We start from the raw sequence: 18159 nt of genomic DNA, 5'->3' as shown, positions 1-18159 counted from the left end.
TTCTATATTACAGTTTAAATTCTCATTTATATGTTTTCCCTATCAAAATCAGTTGTGTCAGTTATTCTTGGCGGAGGTGCCGGCAGCAGGTTGTACCCATTAACAGCTGCACGTTCTAAACCAGCAGTACCTATTGCAGGTAAATACCGTTTGGTGGATATTCCCATCAGCAATTGTATTAATTCCAGCATCAACAGAATTTTTGTACTTACCCAGTTTAACTCAGCTTCGCTAAATAAGCATATAAAAAATACCTACCACTTTAGTGCTTTCAGCACCGGCTTTGTAGATATTCTGGCAGCTGAACAAACACCAGATAATCCGGGTTGGTACCAGGGTACTGCCGATGCTGTACGCCAGTGTTTACGACATATTGCCAATAATGATTATGAATATGTACTTATTTTAAGCGGTGATCAGCTATACCAGATGGACTTTGCAGCCATGATAAATGAACACAGGGCAAAAGGTGCGGATATTTCTATTGCCACCATACCAGTTGGCGACAGGGAAGCACCTGAATTTGGTATTTTAAAATCTGATGAAAACAACCTGATTACCAGCTTTATTGAAAAACCTAAAAAAGAAATTTTAGGTGAGTGGGTAAGCGATACCGGACATGAAATGCAGCGCCAGGGCCGCAACTATTTAGCATCTATGGGTATTTATATTTTCAACCGTAGTTTACTGGACTCTTTGTTAAAAGATGAATATCCGTCTGCAACAGATTTTGGTAAAGAAATTATGCCAAACTCTATCTTGAAATACAAGGTAGCCAGCTATCAATATGATGGATATTGGACAGATATTGGAAACATTTATTCTTTCTTTGAGGCCAATATTGCCTTAACAGATGATATTCCTGCCTTTAATTTATTTGATAATTCTAAAACCATTTTTACCCGTTCAAGAATGCTGCCTCCGGGTAAAATCAGTGGCACCACGCTGGAAAGAACAGTAGTATCAGAAGGATGTATCATTTTTGCCAGCCGCATAGAAAGTAGTGTAATTGGTATACGTGCACGGGTGGGCCATGGCACTACCATTGTAAGCAGTTATTTAATGGGTAATGATTATTACGAAACCCTGCCGCAAATGGAAGCCAATGCACAAAAAGGTATTCCTAAAGTAGGTATTGGTGAGAGATGCTATATTAAAAATGCCATAGTTGATAAAAACTGCCGCATAGGTAATGATGTGCGTATAAATGGCGGACCGCATTTAGAAAACACAGACCATACTTTATACACCGTAAAAGAAGGTATTGTAGTAATTAAAAAAGGCGCCATTTTACCTGATGGCTTTGTAATATAACTTTCTAAAAAAACATTCCCCATAAAGGAATGTTTTTTTAAACATTTTTTCTTGTCGTGTATTTTTTACATATTTAATTTAAACGATTGTTATGGCCATATCAAACACAAGCAATGCTACGTCCAGTAATATAAAACCCAAACTTAACTTCTGGCAAATATGGAATATTAGCTTTGGCTTTCTGGGTGTTCAAATAGGATATTCTCTCCAAAACGCTAATACCAGCCGCATTCTTAGCGCCATTGGGGCAGATCCGCATCACCTAAGTTTATTCTGGCTGGCAGCACCATTGGCCGGCTTTTTTGTACAACCTATTGTAGGTCTCTCCAGCGATAAAACCTGGACAAGGCTTGGCCGTAGAATACCATTTATTTTAGGCGGTTCTATTGTATCGGCATTGGCTATGTTTTTTATGCCCAACTCCGAGCATTTTGCAGAGTTGCTACCTCCATTATTTTTTGGTGCCACCATGTTATTATTAATGGATACCTCCTTTAATGTAACCATGCAGCCATTCAGGGCATTGGTAAGTGATATGGTGCCCGATAGCCAGCGCAATAAAGGTTATGCCATACAAAGCTTTCTGATTAATGCAGGTGCAGTTGTTGGCTCTCTATTGCCATTTTTTCTAACGTGGATTGGTGTAGCCAACGAACCCGGGCCTGGCGAAAAAGTTGCACCAACCGTAATTTGGGCATTTTATTTTGGCGGCGGCGCATTATTGTTAAGTGTATTATGGACGTCTTTTAGAACAAAAGAATATCCGCCAAACGATTATGCCCGTTATAACAATATTGAAGCCGGCAACACCGAAAGAGTATCCTTTTTAACCTTGCTAAAAAATGTACCACCCACCATGATGCAATTGGCGGTTACACAATTTTTCTCCTGGTTTTCTTTATTTCTAATGTGGGTATATACTACTCAAGCTATTGCCCAAAGCATTTGGCACACCTCCGACCCTGCTTCGCAGGCATTTAACGAGGCCGGTAACTGGACAGGGGTAATTTTTGCTGCCTACAGTGTATTTGCCGCCTTGTACTCATTGGCTTTAACCAAACTGGCCGATAAATTCGGAAGAAAAAACATTTACATGCTTTCGCTAATTGCCGGCGGTATTGGCCTGGTATCATTGATGTATATTACTGATAAAAATATGCTGTTCATACCCATGATAGGTGTGGGTATTGCATGGGCAGCTATTCTAGCCTTGCCTTATGCCATTCTTTCGTCTACATTGCCGCCAAAACAAACCGGCGTTTACATGGGTATATTCAATGCCACTATTACGTTACCGCAAATTGCTGCAGGTTTATTGGGCGGATTTGTATTAAGCCTTGCAGACGAAAAAGCCATTAATGTGGTAGCAATTGCCGGTGTATCTATGATAATTGCCGGTGTAATGGCCAAACTGGTGATTAAAACAAAGGAGTAAATATTCAATTTTATGTACCGGGCTGCAGCCTCCTACTGCATCGCCTCTTGCGTCGCACACTTGTGCTACATCAATTATGGCAGCAGGTGTTTGTACAAAATATATCTGTGCTTACTTTTTGTATTGAAAAGCTGCATACAGTACCTAACGCACAAGTGTGCGACGCAAGTAAAGCATCATACCAATTCCAACGCCCGGCCAATAAAGACATTCATTTTAAATTATGGTAGCCATGAAAAAGAAATTATGTATCGCCACTTTTATTAGTATTTTTTGGGTAGGTTTTTCATTTGCACAATATGCTGATGTTTACCCAACGAATTGGTGGGTAGGAATGAAGAATAACAAAGTACAGTTGCTAATAAAAAGTGCGGATAGTAGCTTATATAAAAGTGTGGTAACCATTAAATATCCGGGCATAACCCTTGGCAAAGTATCCACATTTGAAAATGGTAAATACCTGGCGGTGGATATAACCATTGGGGCTACTGCAAAACCCGGTAATGTAAAAATTAATTTGAATAATAATGGCGCTACCAATACCATCAGCTGGCCACTGGCCGCCAGGCGAAAAGGCAACGGCAGCAGCTTTGCGCAAGGCGTTACATCAGCAGATTTTATTTATCTGCTTATGCCCGACCGTTTTAGTAATGGCAATACAGGTAACGACCGCATTGCAGGCATGAGGGATCAATCGCTAAGCAGGGATTCGTTATTCACCAGGCATGGGGGAGATTTGCAGGGGGTAATAAACCATTTGGATTATTTGCAAAGTTTGGGGGTAACCACATTATGGATGACTCCTGTTTTGGAGAACGACAGAACAGAACGTACCGAACATGGCTATGGCTTTACTGATCAATATAAAATTGATGCCCGCCTTGGCGGTGCAGATGCGTATAAATCTCTAAGCGATGCATTGCATCAGCGTGGGATGAAATTAATTCAGGATGCTGTATATAACCATGTTGATATTGATCATTTTCTGGTGAAAGAACCACCTTCAAAAGATTGGCTTCATCAATGGCCAAATTATACTGGTACCAACTATAAAGACCAACCCATTTTTGACCCCTATGGGGCCGCTGCAGACAAAAAAATTACCACTGATGGCTGGTTTACCCCTTTGATGCCGGATGTAAATCAAGGCAACCCATTTATGGCTAATTTTTTAATACAAAATGCTATTTGGAGTGTAGAAACTTTTGGGGTGGACGGCTGGCGTATTGATACCTATTTGTATAACGATCTTGGTTTTATGAATAAATGCAATAAAGCGCTAATGGACGAATACCCGAAAATTACCATGTTTGGAGAAACCTGGGTACATGGCACCGTATCACAGGCCTATATGGTTGACAATACCATGAAATTGCCTTTTAAAAGTAACCTGCAGGGTGTTACCGATTTTCAAACCAACCTGTATGGTATAATACCGGCACTAACCCAGAATTTTGGCTGGACAGAGGGCGTGAACAAACTATATACCACGCTTGCCAACGATATTGTGTATACCAACCCCATGCGCAATGTAAATTTTCTTGACAATCATGATTTGAGCCGCTTTTTCTCAATAGTAGGGGAAAATGTAGAAAAACAAAAAACCGGTATTATGTGGCTTTTTACCTGCCGGGGCATTCCACAAATGTACTATGGCACTGAAATATTAATGAAAGGTTTTACCAATCCGGATGGATGGGTTAGGCTTGATTTCCCAGGTGGTTGGCAGGGAGATAGTAAAAATGCCTTTACTGGTCAGGGATTGACTGATGATGAAAAATCAGTTCAAGAGTTGGTTAAAACATTGGGCAATTACCGCAAACATGCAAGTGCTTTGCAAACAGGCAAAATGATGCAATATGTACCTCAGGATGGCTTGTATGTGTATTTTAGATACGATGCACAACAAACCATAATGTGTATAATGAATACCGACCAAAAGGATAGGGCTATTGATTTTACAAAATATGCAGAACGTACCAACGGATTTAGTAAAGCCGAAAGCGTTGTAAGTAATAATAAATACAGCACCAAAGATCAGCCCGTTATACCTGCCAATAGTATGTGGGTATTAGAGCTTAAGCAATAAAATTTACTAATGATAGATTAGGCAGATGAAACCAGTTGTTTGCTGCCGGTTGAACAGTAAGTACAAGTGTGCGACGCAAGTAAAGCTAAATGGAATAATCAAAGCCGGGCTACAAAAATAATAAGATTACCAGCCGCTGGCTAATACGTCGGCGAGGTGCATTACCTGCATATTGGTTTCTTTGCCTTTCATATAGCCATCTATATGCATCAGGCAACTCATATCGGTACTGATGATGATGCCGGCATTGGTATTGGCTGCATTGGTAACTTTTTGATCGGCCATGGCAATGCTGATGGGTTCGAATTTTACTGCGAAAGTACCCCCAAAACCGCAGCAGGTTTCTACATCATTCATTTCGGTTAATTGCAATCCTGCAACTTTGGCAAGTAATTTACGAGGTTCTTGTTTTATGCCACATTCACGCAAGGCAGCACAACTATCGTGATAAGTGGCATGGGCGTTTAGCACTGCACCAAAATCGTCTACCCCAAGTACATTAATCAAGAATTCAGAGAACTCGAACAAACGGTTATTTAGATCTTTTACCTCGTTATGTACGGATGAATTATCGAATAACTTACTATAATAATTGCGCACAAAACCCACACAGCTGGCGCTGGGTGCTACAATATAATCAGTACCACTAAAATCTTTTATAAACTTGCTGCACACATCTTTTGCCTCGCCCCTGAAACCGGCATTAAAAGCTGGTTGTCCGCAACAGGTTTGATTGGCATTATAATTTACAATGCAACCCGCTTTCTGCAACACTTTAACCATATTAAACCCCACCCGCGGAAACAACTGATCGATAAAACAGGGGATGAAAATCTGTACATATACAGGCTCTCCAGGCACTATGGGTTTTGGCTGATTGTTCATTTTCTTAGCTTCTTGTTTAATGCAATCATTTTAATGGCGGTAATGGCTGCTTCTTCGCCTTTATGGCCATGTACGCCACCCACTCTTTCCATTGCCTGCTCCTCGGTATTTACGGTTAACACACCAAAAATTACGGGAACATCCAGCAGCATATTTAAAGATAATACCCCATCGGTAACGGTTTTACATACATAGTCAAAATGAGGTGTATCGCCACGTATTACCGTACCAAAAGCTATAAAAGCATCGGCTGGTTGGCCATTGCCCTCGTTATAGGCTTTCACAATAAAGGGTATTTCTACAGCGCCGGGTACAGTTATTACTTTATAACCAACCCCTGTTTCTTTAAATACTTTTACTGCACCTGCTTGTAGTTTATTTACAATTGCTGCATTCCATTCTGTTTTTACAATAACTACAAAGGCATCCTTTAGTTTGGGGATGCCTTTGTTTAATGCGGTATTACCTTTTGTTGCCATTACTATTTTGTAGTGAAATCGTTAGGTTCTATACTTAAACGGTAAATATATTTATCAGCCAAACGGCCCTTATCTGTATCGGGGAATTTATCTTTTAATTGTTTGTACAATTCAACAGCTTCGGTGGTTTTACCGGTTACTTCCAGCTTCAAAGCAGCTCTGTACAAAAATTCAGAAGCATTTACAGCATCATCTTCAAATGTAGTGGCCGCTTTTTTATAATTGGCTACAGCATCATCATTTTTATTTAGTTCGGCATATGCATCACCAAGGCAACCATAAGCCATCATTTGTATTTGCTTAGAATCTGTTGAAAAATCGCTTAGGTATTTAACGGCGTTATTAAAATCGCCGGTGCGTAAATAGCAAACACCTGCATAGTACTTTGCCAGATTACCGCTTTTGGTACCTCCGAAATTATTAATAACATATAAAAAACCTTTGCTGCTGGCATCGCCATTTAGTGCAACTACCAAAGAGTCTTTTGCAAAGTTGGCCTCTGCTTTATAAATAGCATCGGCAGCCTGTTCTTCCTGTGGGGCAACAACCATATTTTGGTAAGCATACCATCCTCCTATTACCACAATCACAGCGCCGATGGCAATTAATACCTGCTTTTGATATTTTTTCCAAAAAGCTTCCAGCTTCATCATTACATCATCGTTATCTGCCTGATGTGCTACATTCTTATCGCTCATACTTGTAAATTGAAATTTTGATTATTGGCTAATAGCCAACACTTTTTAATCGGTTATAAATGGATAATTCTGATCTACATAAACATCTTTCAATACTTCATCATCATCAGGCCATGGACTTTCTTCGGCAAATTTTACACTTTCATCCACCACGCCAGCCAAACGTTGATCAATAGCAGCAATTTCTTCATCGGTAGCAAATCCATTGTCTTTGATGGTTTTTAATACCATGCTAATAGGATCCCTTTCCTTGTATTCTTCTACTTCTTCTTTGGTACGGTATTTTTGAGGATCGGATATGGAGTGACCCTTGTACCTGTATGTTTTCATTTCCAATAAAGTTGGTCCGCCGTTTTCCCTGGCACGTTTTACCGCACGGGCTACAGCATCGTGTACTGCTTCTGCACTCATGCCATCCACTTTATCACCTGGCATATCATATGCATCTGCCAGTTTATAAATATCAATAACGTTAGATGTTCTTTCAATTGAAGTACCCATTGCGTAATTGTTATTTTCGCAAATAAAAATTACGGGTAATTTCCATGTCATGGCCAGGTTAAAGCTTTCGTGCAAAATACCCTGACGGGCAGCACCATCTCCAAAATAACATAGTACTACATTATCAGTACCCTTATACTGTTCGGCAAAAGCTAATCCGGTACCGGTACCAATTTGTGCACCAACAATACCATGCCCGCCATAAAAAAAGTGTTCTTTACTAAAAAAGTGCATACTACCACCCTTTCCTTTGGCACAACCTGTAGCTTTTCCATACAATTCAGCCATACAGGCATCGGCACTTACGCCTTTTGCCAAAGCCAAACCATGATCGCGGTACGCAGTAATAAAAGGATCTTCCTGACGGGTGGCGGTCATACAACCGGCAGCAATTGCTTCCTGGCCCACATATGCATGAAAAAAGCCCCTTATTTTGCCGGCCATTTTATACATTTCTTCAGCTTTCAACTCAAACTGGCGTATAAACTGCATCAGCTCATACCAGTACAAATAGGTTTCTTTGGAAAATTTTGTTGCCACGTATTATAAAATTTGAGGGGCAAATATATAACAATGTCACAATTAGCAAAGCGGCATTTCTAAACAGGCTGGCATATTTTGTTAATTGCTGCCACAATGTTGCCAAATTGCCCCATACCCCATTTATTTTCATTTACTGTTTAAAAACCTTTTTTGAGTGCTTTACAAACAATATCTTGCCCTACCATTATTCACCAACATCCGGCAAAATGACTGATACTTACCTGCACCACGAGGATCATATAGAAAGTTCTGATCTGTTAAAAGACATTGTTATTGGCATGAGCGATGGACTAACCGTACCTTTTGCACTGGCAGCGGGTTTAAGCGGCGCTGTAGACAGTACATCGGTTATTGTAATTGCCGGTATTGCAGAAATTGCCGCAGGCTCTATTGCCATGGGTTTAGGTGGCTTTTTGGCAGGCCAAACCGAGCAGGACCACTATAATAGTGAGCTTAAAAAAGAATATTGGGAAGTAGATAATATTCCCCAAAAAGAGCAGGAAGAAGTGCGCATTTTTTTCAGGGAGCTGGGCTTAAGCAGCGAAGTGCAGGAAAAAGCAGTGATAGAATTAACCCGCGATAAAGATGTTTGGGTAAAATTTATGATGAAACACGAGTTGGGCCTTGATGAACCAGACCCAAAAAGAGCTGGCAAAAGCGCCTTTAATATTGGTATTTCGTATGCGCTGGGCGGTTTAGTGCCCCTTTCGCCCTATTTTTTTATTGCCGATTCTATTGAAGCCCTGAAAGTATCGGTAGGCATAACCCTGGTATGCCTTTTTATATTTGGTTATTTTAAAAGCAAATTAACCGGCGTAAACCCTTTAACCGGCGGACTTAAAGTGATGCTGATTGGTGCAAGCGCTGCAGCTGCTGCCTTTATTATTGCAAAATTAATTGAGGGGTAAAGCTATTGGCCAGGCAATAGATAAATTTTGGGGCTTTTCTTGCGTCGCACACTTGTGCGGCTGGTAATACTAGGCAGCTTGTAAATACAGGCCTGAATTTGGCACAAAAATTAAGTCATTTGCAAATTGAATATCATTGGCAAAGGCCTGCCCTTTTTGAAGTACAACCCCTTCTTATGGCTAAGTATATTTTAATAAAAATTATGTAGTTTAAACAATAAATTGCAACCAGTAATTATTGCGCCATTTTCGTTTTCCCTTTTTTGCTGCGAAAAGATATACAGTACAAGAGTGCGACGCAACCGGGTTTAATATCGGTACATATGTTGGGTACATTGTTACAAAAACCAAAACTAAAGTTAATCCATGCTACTACAAACCCTTAAAAAGTTTGCCTGTTGTATTATACTTACACTATTTATTTTCATAGGTAAAGTTTATAGCCAGGCACCCGCAAATGATGACTGCAGCAATGCAATAAGCATTAGCATACCCGGCAATGGTTTTAGCTTAGGTACATTTTCATCCTCGAATATTGATATATCCAATGCAACTGTACAAACCGATGAAAATTTTGCACCAGCTATTTTTGTAGCCGGCCAAAACAAAAAATCTGTGTGGTATAAATTTTCTATCCCTACAACACGCAGTGTTAAAGTTACGCTAGGCCAACCTGGTGTTGGCATTGCGGCCGGTGATGTGGGTTTTGCTATTTATAAAACCACCAATTGCCTTCCATCGCTTACAGAAATAAGTACCAAGTTTACGCCTAACCCCTTGTTTGGCGACTCGTACCATCCTTGCGTAGACCAGGGAGAATATTTGGTACAGGTGTCGTCTAAAACCTCTGCCAACGGATTATTATTTATAAAAATTGAATTAGGAGAACCCTCACCAGCATTATACGATAAACCAGCCACAGCACAGCAATTGGGTAATTTATCGGCCTATGAAATAACTGCCGGAGAGTTTGAAGTTAGCTGCCAGAGTATTGATGATGCCAATGAAAATTGTTTGCCCGAAACTTCCTTTAAAGATTTTACCAAAAGCACCTGGCATACATTTACCACACCCAACAGCTTTGACTATCTGGCATTTTTATTGGGTGCTGTAGACCCTTATGCTTATTACAATCCAAATTTTGTGGTTGGGTACCGCCTTTACGAAGGTGATGCTGTTAATAGCCCTTTAAGTGCATTGGTGCAAATAGGGGGTTGTGACAGTTTGGTAACGAATGGGTATTATCCTGACAGGAAGATGTATAAATGTGGCGAATTAAAAACCAATACCACCTATACGGTACAATTACTGTATCATAGAGATTTTGCTAAAACGATACGGATAGCGGTTGCCTGGGATGGTGGCACGCCAACCAATGCACCCGAACCATTAGCCAGTATGACAAGCCCGAATAATATGGGAACCTTATTATACAGCGCTAATGGCACCCAAAATCAGGCAACAGATAATTTTAGTTGCAACAGCAAACATAGTGAACATAGTTGCCCCAAATCGATGCCTGTAAATGGAATAAAATACAGTAACGGTAATAATTACAATTTAAGTACTTTCTTTTATTTTACGCTTGCTACTACCAGTAGTGTAAGTTTAACATTAAGCTCCAGTTGTTATACAGGTTACGGCAGGCTGTATAAACAAACACTCACCAACAACTGTAATGATTTGGATACGGCCAATATTATTTCGAATTTTTATTATAACACCAGTATTAATTGTTTAGAACCTGGCAATTATGTGTTACAGGCCATGGGTGTTGATACAACAGCCGCTAAAACAAGTTTATCCTATTACAGCTTACAAACTAGTCCTATTAACTATTATTGTATTGCAGGATCGTTAGGTTCACAGGTAACGGCCATTATTAATGTAAGCAATACAAAAAATGAGAATAATTTCTCACTTAGCTCACCGGGTAAATTTGGTAAAATAAATGCAGATTTAAACGGTGACATGCAGCCGTTTGTTCCTTATACCTATTATTCATCCATACCAGATACATTTGGCTGCGCTAATACGGTAACACCAAAAGATCCTGATTTATGCCCAGACCGGGATAAGTCATCCTATAATGAATTTAAAGTAAATGATAGTGCGATAATCTATTTCCCCTATTTCAATTATTATTCAAAACTATATAAAGGTGATGCCGATGCATTGGCAACCGCACAAAACGTACATAGTTTTGGAGAAACCATACAAGGATTGGAGCCCAATTCAAACTGCTTATACTCTAATGGCAGTTATACGCAAAATGCCTGCGTGGTACCAGGCACCTACACATTAGTTGGATTTGGCACATATGTAGGCAGAGTATCTACTTTTAATGATTTAAGTATACGTACGCCCCAATCAAAGCATGCCAGCCCTGCCACAGCCCAGGATATGGGTGATTTATGGGAAGTGGGAAAAACAACCGGCTATCTGATTGCAAGCGACATTGATACTTTCACCTGCCGGGATAATGAAGTGGTAATTGATGGTGTATCTCCCTGCAATGGAGGGTCTGGGACGAGAAACAAATTAATTTACCGGCAATTTTATTTAAGCAGCCCTGCCAGCGTAAATATCTCCACCTACAACTATGCTTATGGTGGTTATTATGGTTTGCTAAGTTTATTTAAAGGAAAAGCCACAGATGGATTATCTGCACTTACTACGATGGGGAGCAAATGGACCTGTTTTTCTAACGCCTATAACATAGGGCAATGTGATGTATTGCCTGCAGGCTGGTATACGGTAGTTAGTTATGGCTTTGGCCCCACCTACGAAAACCCTTTAAAAAACTTATATGCAGGTAGCAATTATTCTGAAGTTGGACAAGCCAGCAGGTTTTTTATTTCACTTGGCACTGCCTGTGCAGAACCTACCTTTAACAGGCCATATAAAGCATCAATAGATACCGCCACCAAAAAACCTTATTTAATTGAGTGGGGAGCACAATCAGCCAGTACAGCGGCCTATCCAGTTACTTCCCAAAAATATACGCTTATTTCAGAGCATTTTAACTGTACACAGGATACTGCGTTTATTAAACAGAATATGGTGTCCTGTAATAGCACAAATGTAAAAGTAGCCTTCTATGTTTTTAAAACCACTCAGGAATCATATCTAACTATTGATGGCATTGATAATGGTTTATGGACAACCGTATATCCTTTTGATGTAAGAACGGCAGACTCATCCAAATTACTTACCGATGCACCCCTGCAGCCCTGCATGAATAAAAAAGCAAGCATTGAATTAAACAAATTACAACCAGGAACCTATACGCTGGTATTTTTTGCTCCTGATTATTATACCTGCAATACTGTTACACCTACAATTTATATTGATCAGGTTGGGTATAGCCGTTTTGACCATGCGGCAAACGCTTATGATTTTGGTAGCGTTCCACCAGATAGTGTATGGCATAATGGTAAGGTTGGAGATATCAATCCATTAAACAGTTCACGTGCCCCCAGTAATGATTTCTTCTATGCCACTACCGGTGCAGAGGAAAACGATGCTACCTCAGCGGCACAATGCTTATCCCTCTATAATAAAAATATTTACGCTTCAGGAAATGACATTGTATTACATCCAGACAATATTACGGCTCCGGATAGTTACATTATTGACAGACGAAATTTATGGTACACATTTACTGTAAATGAACCTGGAAATGTTCGGATTCAGGTTCAAAATAAAACACCCGGAAAAACCCACCAATATCCTTTTGCTATATTCAAAAGTGATGTAGATGGAAATTTACCCTTTAGTCAGGTAGTTACAGATGGATTAACCGATTCTACCCTTACGCAAGGGTTGAGTTTTATTACCTCGAATATTTATATATATTATTACTATTGTTATGGCTCTAGTGAAGTAGGGTTTTATGTTGACCCTTGCGACTTCAAGCCTACGCGATACTATGTTTTAGTAGAAAACAGAAACCCTTATGCATTTGATGATATACATGCAATGAATCCCAATAGTCAGGTGGAGGTATCTGTTCTACTTGATTCTGCCAGTGCAATCAGGCCTAAGTTTGATCATTTTAGCCAGGCAAATGATATGGGCGAGGTAAACAGTGGCAAAAAGAAAGGAGAAACAGATAATCTTAGTTGTGCCACAAAGGATGCAACAGATCCTCTTTATGCCTATACCAATTGCCAGAAAACACTGTGGTATAAATTCACCACAACAACAACAGGCTTAATACGCTACGCATCATTCTTTAAAAATGGGTACAATTATTATTACGATAAAATTCAGCTATTCAGGCAAATAAAACCCAATGACTCAACCTCAAATGGTTTACTGCATTTACCCTACACCACCATTTATTATGACAATGGCTATTGGGCACAACAATGCATAACACCTGGCACCTACTATATTTTACTACCTGGTTGCGATGCCGTAAATGAAGATATTTACCCAGAAATTGATATCATTCCACAGGCCGGTGATTTTTGCAGTGCGCCAGCTATTGTTCAATTAAATGGCGCCACTTCTGTTTCAGCAACACTTATTCCCGATTGCCATACCATTGGTACAGATTATGGAGAATTTGGTACCAATCTTACCTGCCCCCCGGGATTGGCAACCAATTTATACAAAACCTCCTGGTTTAGAATGGATATTGGCGGCGCAGATACACTGGATGTTACAGCCTATCTTGTTGAAAACACCAATGCCGCTTCTACAGATATCAAGTACAGGTTAATGACGGGTGATTGCGGTGCCATGCAGGAACAAAGTTGTGTGGAAGATGCCCTTACTCAAAATACCTACCAATGCTTATTGCCAGGTCAGCAATATTATGTGCAGGTATTTACGCCAATTTCTAAAAGTGGTTACAGTGTTACCGGCACTATCGACTTAAAATTATCCGCTATAAAACACGTAGATAGTTGTGCGCCACCACCAAAATGTTTGGCAAATGTGAATTTCATTCCTCAGTTTGATTGCAAAACAGATACTGCTGTGCGGTTTATCAACTATTCCACTTATGGTACCTCCATAAAATATAAATGGGATTTCAATAATAACAATGATACCTCCACGGATGTATCCCCCAATTACTTTTTCCCGCCACTGGCAGACGCAAAAACATATAATGTAACCTTAAATATTGAGAATAATACCTGTGGTGCAAGAGATTCTATTACTATACCGGTAACGGTACCTGGCAGACCCTATTTGTATCTTGGCAATGATATTACTAATTGTAATTACGATTCATCTATACTGCTTAATGCTACTTCATTTGCCGGTGCTACTTATACCTGGCAGGACGGTTCAACCAATCCTACATTTAACGCTACCGCAAAAGGTAATAACAGGTATACAGTTACAGTTAACTATAATAATTGTATTATAAAAGACACCATTAATATTTTCAATAACCCGGTGCAGAAAAATGCCAGTAAAGACCTTATTTTCTGCAATGCCGATTCTGTGTATATCAATGCCGCCACAGGACCTTTTTATTATAATGCACAATATAATTACCCAACTTATTTATGGAATACAGGTGTTACCAGTGCTTCTATTTATGCCAAAACAACAGATACCTATTGGGTAGATAAAACCTTAAATGGTTGTACAGTAAGAGATACTTTTAATGTGGCAGGTGCTACCGAATTTAAGCCCCTGGGCAATGACACGGCTTTTTGCTTTTCAAAAGGCGGTACCACATTAAATGCTACAGTACCAAATGCAAACTCCTATGTTTGGCAGGATGGTTTATCTTATTCTGCCCAGTACACTATCACTAAACCAGGTCAATATTGGGTGGCTATTAACTATGCAGGTTGTACCATAAGGGATACCATTGCCGTAACAGATGCTACACCTATTAAGCCGGTGATAACCGGCACATTACAATTCTGTAGTGGTGATTCTGCACTTATCAACACAGGTAGTGGTTACATTTCTTATTTGTGGAGTAATGGCGATACCGCACAATCCATTTATGTAAAATCTCCCGGCCAATACACTGTAACAGCAGATGATGGTAATGGTTGCACATCAGCCTCCTCACCTGTTACTGTATTAGAAAACAGCAAACCGGTTCCATCTATTTCAGGCAGTAATTATATCTGTTATGGCGATTCAACTACGCTTACCAGTAGCAGCACCTTTAGTACGTACACATGGAGCAATGGAACTACCGCAAAATCAACTATTGCTAAAACAGCAGGTCAGGTAGACCTTACCGTAACTGACAATAATGGGTGTATTGGCAAAACCAATATCGACATTATGGTAAGTCAGCCAGCCACCAACAATTCACTTAGCACCACCATTTGCAAGGGTAGTAACTACCAATTACCATCAGGCAAAATTGTATTTAGCACAGGCTTGTATAAAGACACTGTTTATTCTGTAAGGGGCTGTGACAGCTTGATTACGAATGTAAACCTTAGTGTATTTGCACCTGTTACCAAATCAGTTAGTGCTATTATTTGTGCCGGCCAGCAATTTCTTTTACCATCGGGGGCCAGTGTAAGTGGCAGTGGTATTTATAAAGACACTATCCGGAACAATAATGGCTGCGATAGTATTATTACTACTGTAACCCTGGGCGTAACCACACCGGTTAGTACAGTTCAAAATGCCACCATTTGTGCCGGACAGAACTTCACCCTTCCTTCCGGTATAGTTGTAACCAATAGTGGTGTGTACCAAAGTATTTTACAAAACATAGCGGGTTGCGATAGTATTATCATCAACACTACACTTTCTGTAACCAATCCAATCAACAATACGCTTACGGCCTCTATTTGTCTGGGTAGTAATTATACTTTACCATCTGGTAAAACAGTAAATATCACCGGAACTTATGCTGATACCATTAGAACAGTTTTAGGTTGCGATAGCCTGCGTACCAACCTTATACTTACCGTTTTTGCCAAAACCATCAACAACGCTACAGCAGCCATTTGTGCAGGGCAAACCTATACGTTACCCTCTGGTAAAACAGTTAGCACATCGGGCTTATATAAAGACACACTTAGAAATAGCACCGGTTGCGATAGTATCATCAATAATATTCAATTAAATGTACAAAGTGTAAGTGCCAATGCTTCTAATGCCAATATTTGCTTCGGGCAATCCTATGCTTTACCTTCGGGTAAACTAATTAGCAGCACTGGAATTTATAAAGACACGCTGAGAAATAGCCTTGGTTGCGACAGCCTTATTACTACCGTTAACCTCGCGGTAACAACACCTGTAAACAATACACTAACAGCCTCCATCTGTCAGGGTAGTAATTATACTTTGCCATCGGGCAAAACAGTAAATGCTTCAGGCACTTATGCTGATACCATCAGAACAGTTTTGGGTTGCGATAGCCTGCGCACCAACCTTACACTTACCGTTTTTGCCAAAACCATCAACAACGCTACAGCAGCCATTTGTGCAGGGCAAACCTATATGTTACCATCCGGTAAAACAGTTAGCACATCGAGCTTATATAAAGACACACTTAGAAACAGCACTGGTTGCGATAGTATTATCAACAATATTCAGTTAAGTGTACAAAGTGTAAGTGCTGCGGCAGCTAATGCCAATATTTGCTTCGGGCAATCCTATATGTTGCCCTCTGGAAAATTAATCAGTAGCACTGGTATTTATAAAGATACCCTAAGAAATAGCCTGGGTTGCGATAGCCTAATTACCACCGTTAACCTGGCAGTGTTATCGCCCATCGCACAGGTTTTAACGCCTGCCATTTGCTTTGGCAGTAACTATATTTTACCCTCAGGTAAAACAATTACTTCGGCTGGCAATTACCAGGATACGGTGCATTCCAGAAATGGTTGCGATAGTATTATTTCTACCATCAACCTGTCAGTATATACAGTAAATACCACAAACAATAGTGCCACTATTTGTTTTGGGTCGGCCTATACCCTGCCCTCAGGTAAAACAGTTAATCAAACAGGCATATTTGCTGATACGCTTAAAAACAAAGCAGGTTGCGATAGCCTTATCACCAATATCAACCTGCAGGTAAAAAATCCCGCAATCATCAATACCATCAATGGTTCAATTTGTGGTAATCAAACCTATACCCTACCATGGGGTGTAACTGTTAGTGTTGCCGGTTTATATAGCGATACGGTTCGCTCTACACTTGGTTGCGATAGTATTATTACCAATGTCACCATCAAAAACGAAATATTATCCTTTGGTATACAACCGGCAACGGCAGCTGTTTGCGCCGGAGATACCTTACAGCTCACCGCCTATGGTGGCGATACCTATCAATGGCTGGCAACAAATAATATTACTTCAACCAATACCGCCGTTACACAGGTGTTTCCTTTAACACCTACTACCTACCAGGTAATAGTAACCAATCTGGCCTGCAATATTGCCCAAACGGTATCTATAAATGTGGGCATATTACCCAAGCCGGTAGTAAGCATAATAAAATCTAACGATGTAGATTGTGTTATAGGCACTGCCAAACTTACGGCGGCGGGTGGTGTAAACTATGCATGGTCGCCCACCACTTCTATCAGCAATGCCAGGATTGCAGCGCCAACGGTAACACCATCTGTTACTACAACCTATATGGTTACGGTTACTTCAGCGCAGGGTTGTGTGGCGCAGGATAGCATACAGGTAAAAGTAAATCCAGGCAACCCGGAGAATGGTTATCTGGTACCTTCGGCCTTTACACCAAATAACGATGGTACCAACGATTGCTTTAGTGTAAAAAAATGGGGCTATGTAACCGATTTCAAACTATCGGTGTACGACAGATGGGGCAACCAGTTATTTACCACTACCGATATCAACAACTGTTGGGATGGCACCTACAAGGGTATGCTAAAAGAGCCTGGCACCTATATTTATCAGGTAAGTGCCAAAGCCATTTGCGGTTATGTATATCGCAAAGGCACCCTCGTTTTAATACGCTAAAATACCATTCATGAGCCCAGCCAAAGTACAAGCGTGCAACTTTACTTGCGTCGCACACTTGTACGGTTGGATTACATATTGGGCTTTTAATAATTGAAACAATAGGGCCTATTATTCGAGGGCAGTTTCATGAGGGAAAATTATCATCGGTACATTTTATTGCTGATTTAGCATTTACGGTAACACAGTCTATTTCCATTTATCTGAACCAAAAAATGCATGTATACTATTTCTTAACCTTCCCTAAATATAAAAGCTGCCATATTGAAGAAAGCACAAGTGTGCGACCTTTGGTTGTAAGGAGATGTTTTACATAGAATAAAGCTATTATTATTACATGGGGGTGCAGGGGGTGTAAATAACA

Annotated in this window: 9 protein-coding genes; 5 read left to right on the top strand and 4 right to left on the bottom strand. The window is 40.2% G+C overall.

The features are described 5' to 3' along the window. Window positions 1–30 precede the first annotated feature (30 nt). From GD597_RS20155 to GD597_RS20145, 3 genes are all read left to right on the top strand, one after another. A complete protein-coding gene (locus GD597_RS20155) occupies window positions 31–1314 on the top strand; it encodes a glucose-1-phosphate adenylyltransferase (RefSeq protein WP_171609721.1) in 1284 nt (427 codons plus the stop codon). Between the two features lie 91 nt (window positions 1315–1405). Then, entirely contained in the window at window positions 1406–2749 is a 1344-nt protein-coding gene (locus tag GD597_RS20150; RefSeq protein ID WP_171609720.1) for an SLC45 family MFS transporter, read from the top strand. 232 nt (window positions 2750–2981) lie between these two features. Continuing rightward, a complete protein-coding gene (locus tag GD597_RS20145) occupies window positions 2982–4838 on the top strand; it encodes an alpha-amylase family glycosyl hydrolase (RefSeq protein WP_171609719.1) in 1857 nt (618 codons plus the stop codon). A 126-nt stretch (window positions 4839–4964) separates the two neighbouring features. Here GD597_RS20145 and GD597_RS20140 read toward each other — a convergent pair whose 3' ends face one another. The 4 genes from GD597_RS20140 to pdhA are packed head-to-tail and all read right to left on the bottom strand — an operon-like array spanning window position 4965 to window position 7941. Then, window positions 4965–5723, bottom strand: coding sequence for a (Fe-S)-binding protein (locus tag GD597_RS20140; RefSeq protein WP_171609718.1), 759 nt, complete (start codon window positions 5721–5723; stop codon window positions 4965–4967). Next, a complete protein-coding gene (ribH, locus tag GD597_RS20135) occupies window positions 5720–6202 on the bottom strand; it encodes a 6,7-dimethyl-8-ribityllumazine synthase (RefSeq protein WP_171609717.1) in 483 nt (160 codons plus the stop codon). Before ribH ends, GD597_RS20140 begins: the two co-directional genes overlap by 4 nt. A gap of 2 nt (window positions 6203–6204) precedes the next feature. Further along, complete coding sequence (locus GD597_RS20130; protein ID WP_171609716.1) at window positions 6205–6900, bottom strand: tetratricopeptide repeat protein; 696 nt, start codon at window positions 6898–6900, stop codon at window positions 6205–6207. 45 nt (window positions 6901–6945) lie between these two features. Continuing rightward, complete coding sequence (gene pdhA / locus GD597_RS20125) at window positions 6946–7941, bottom strand: pyruvate dehydrogenase (acetyl-transferring) E1 component subunit alpha (RefSeq protein ID WP_171609715.1); 996 nt, start codon at window positions 7939–7941, stop codon at window positions 6946–6948. 209 nt (window positions 7942–8150) lie between these two features. Between pdhA and GD597_RS20120 the strand changes: the two genes are divergently transcribed. Together GD597_RS20120 and GD597_RS20115 are read left to right on the top strand one after the other, a co-directional pair. Next, on the top strand, window positions 8151–8852 hold the full coding sequence (locus GD597_RS20120; protein ID WP_171609714.1) for a VIT1/CCC1 transporter family protein: 702 nt from the start codon (window positions 8151–8153) through the stop codon (window positions 8850–8852). Window positions 8853–9218: 366 nt separating this feature from the next. Beyond that, window positions 9219–17795, top strand: a complete 8577-nt coding sequence (locus tag GD597_RS20115) for a gliding motility-associated C-terminal domain-containing protein (protein ID WP_171609713.1) — start codon at window positions 9219–9221, stop codon at window positions 17793–17795. The last annotated feature ends 364 nt before the right edge of the window (window positions 17796–18159 follow it).

This window comes from Limnovirga soli (assembly GCF_013106755.1).
GTDB classification, from domain to species: Bacteria; Bacteroidota; Bacteroidia; order Chitinophagales; family Chitinophagaceae; genus Limnovirga; species Limnovirga soli.
This window is presented reverse-complemented; position numbering and strand designations above follow the sequence as displayed.

Excerpts from the sequence above, each read along its gene's own strand:
- GD597_RS20155 (WP_171609721.1), top strand. The coding sequence starts at position 31 with ATGTTTTCCCTATCAAAATCAGTTGTGTCAGTTATTCTTGGCGGAGGT.
- GD597_RS20150 (WP_171609720.1), top strand. The coding sequence starts at position 1,406 with ATGGCCATATCAAACACAAGCAATGCTACGTCCAGTAATATAAAACCC.
- GD597_RS20145 (WP_171609719.1), top strand. The coding sequence starts at position 2,982 with ATGAAAAAGAAATTATGTATCGCCACTTTTATTAGTATTTTTTGGGTA.
- GD597_RS20140 (WP_171609718.1), bottom strand. The coding sequence starts at position 5,723 with ATGAACAATCAGCCAAAACCCATAGTGCCTGGAGAGCCTGTATATGTA.
- ribH (WP_171609717.1), bottom strand. The coding sequence starts at position 6,202 with ATGGCAACAAAAGGTAATACCGCATTAAACAAAGGCATCCCCAAACTA.
- GD597_RS20130 (WP_171609716.1), bottom strand. The coding sequence starts at position 6,900 with ATGAGCGATAAGAATGTAGCACATCAGGCAGATAACGATGATGTAATG.
- GD597_RS20120 (WP_171609714.1), top strand. The coding sequence starts at position 8,151 with ATGACTGATACTTACCTGCACCACGAGGATCATATAGAAAGTTCTGAT.
- GD597_RS20115 (WP_171609713.1), top strand. The coding sequence starts at position 9,219 with ATGCTACTACAAACCCTTAAAAAGTTTGCCTGTTGTATTATACTTACA.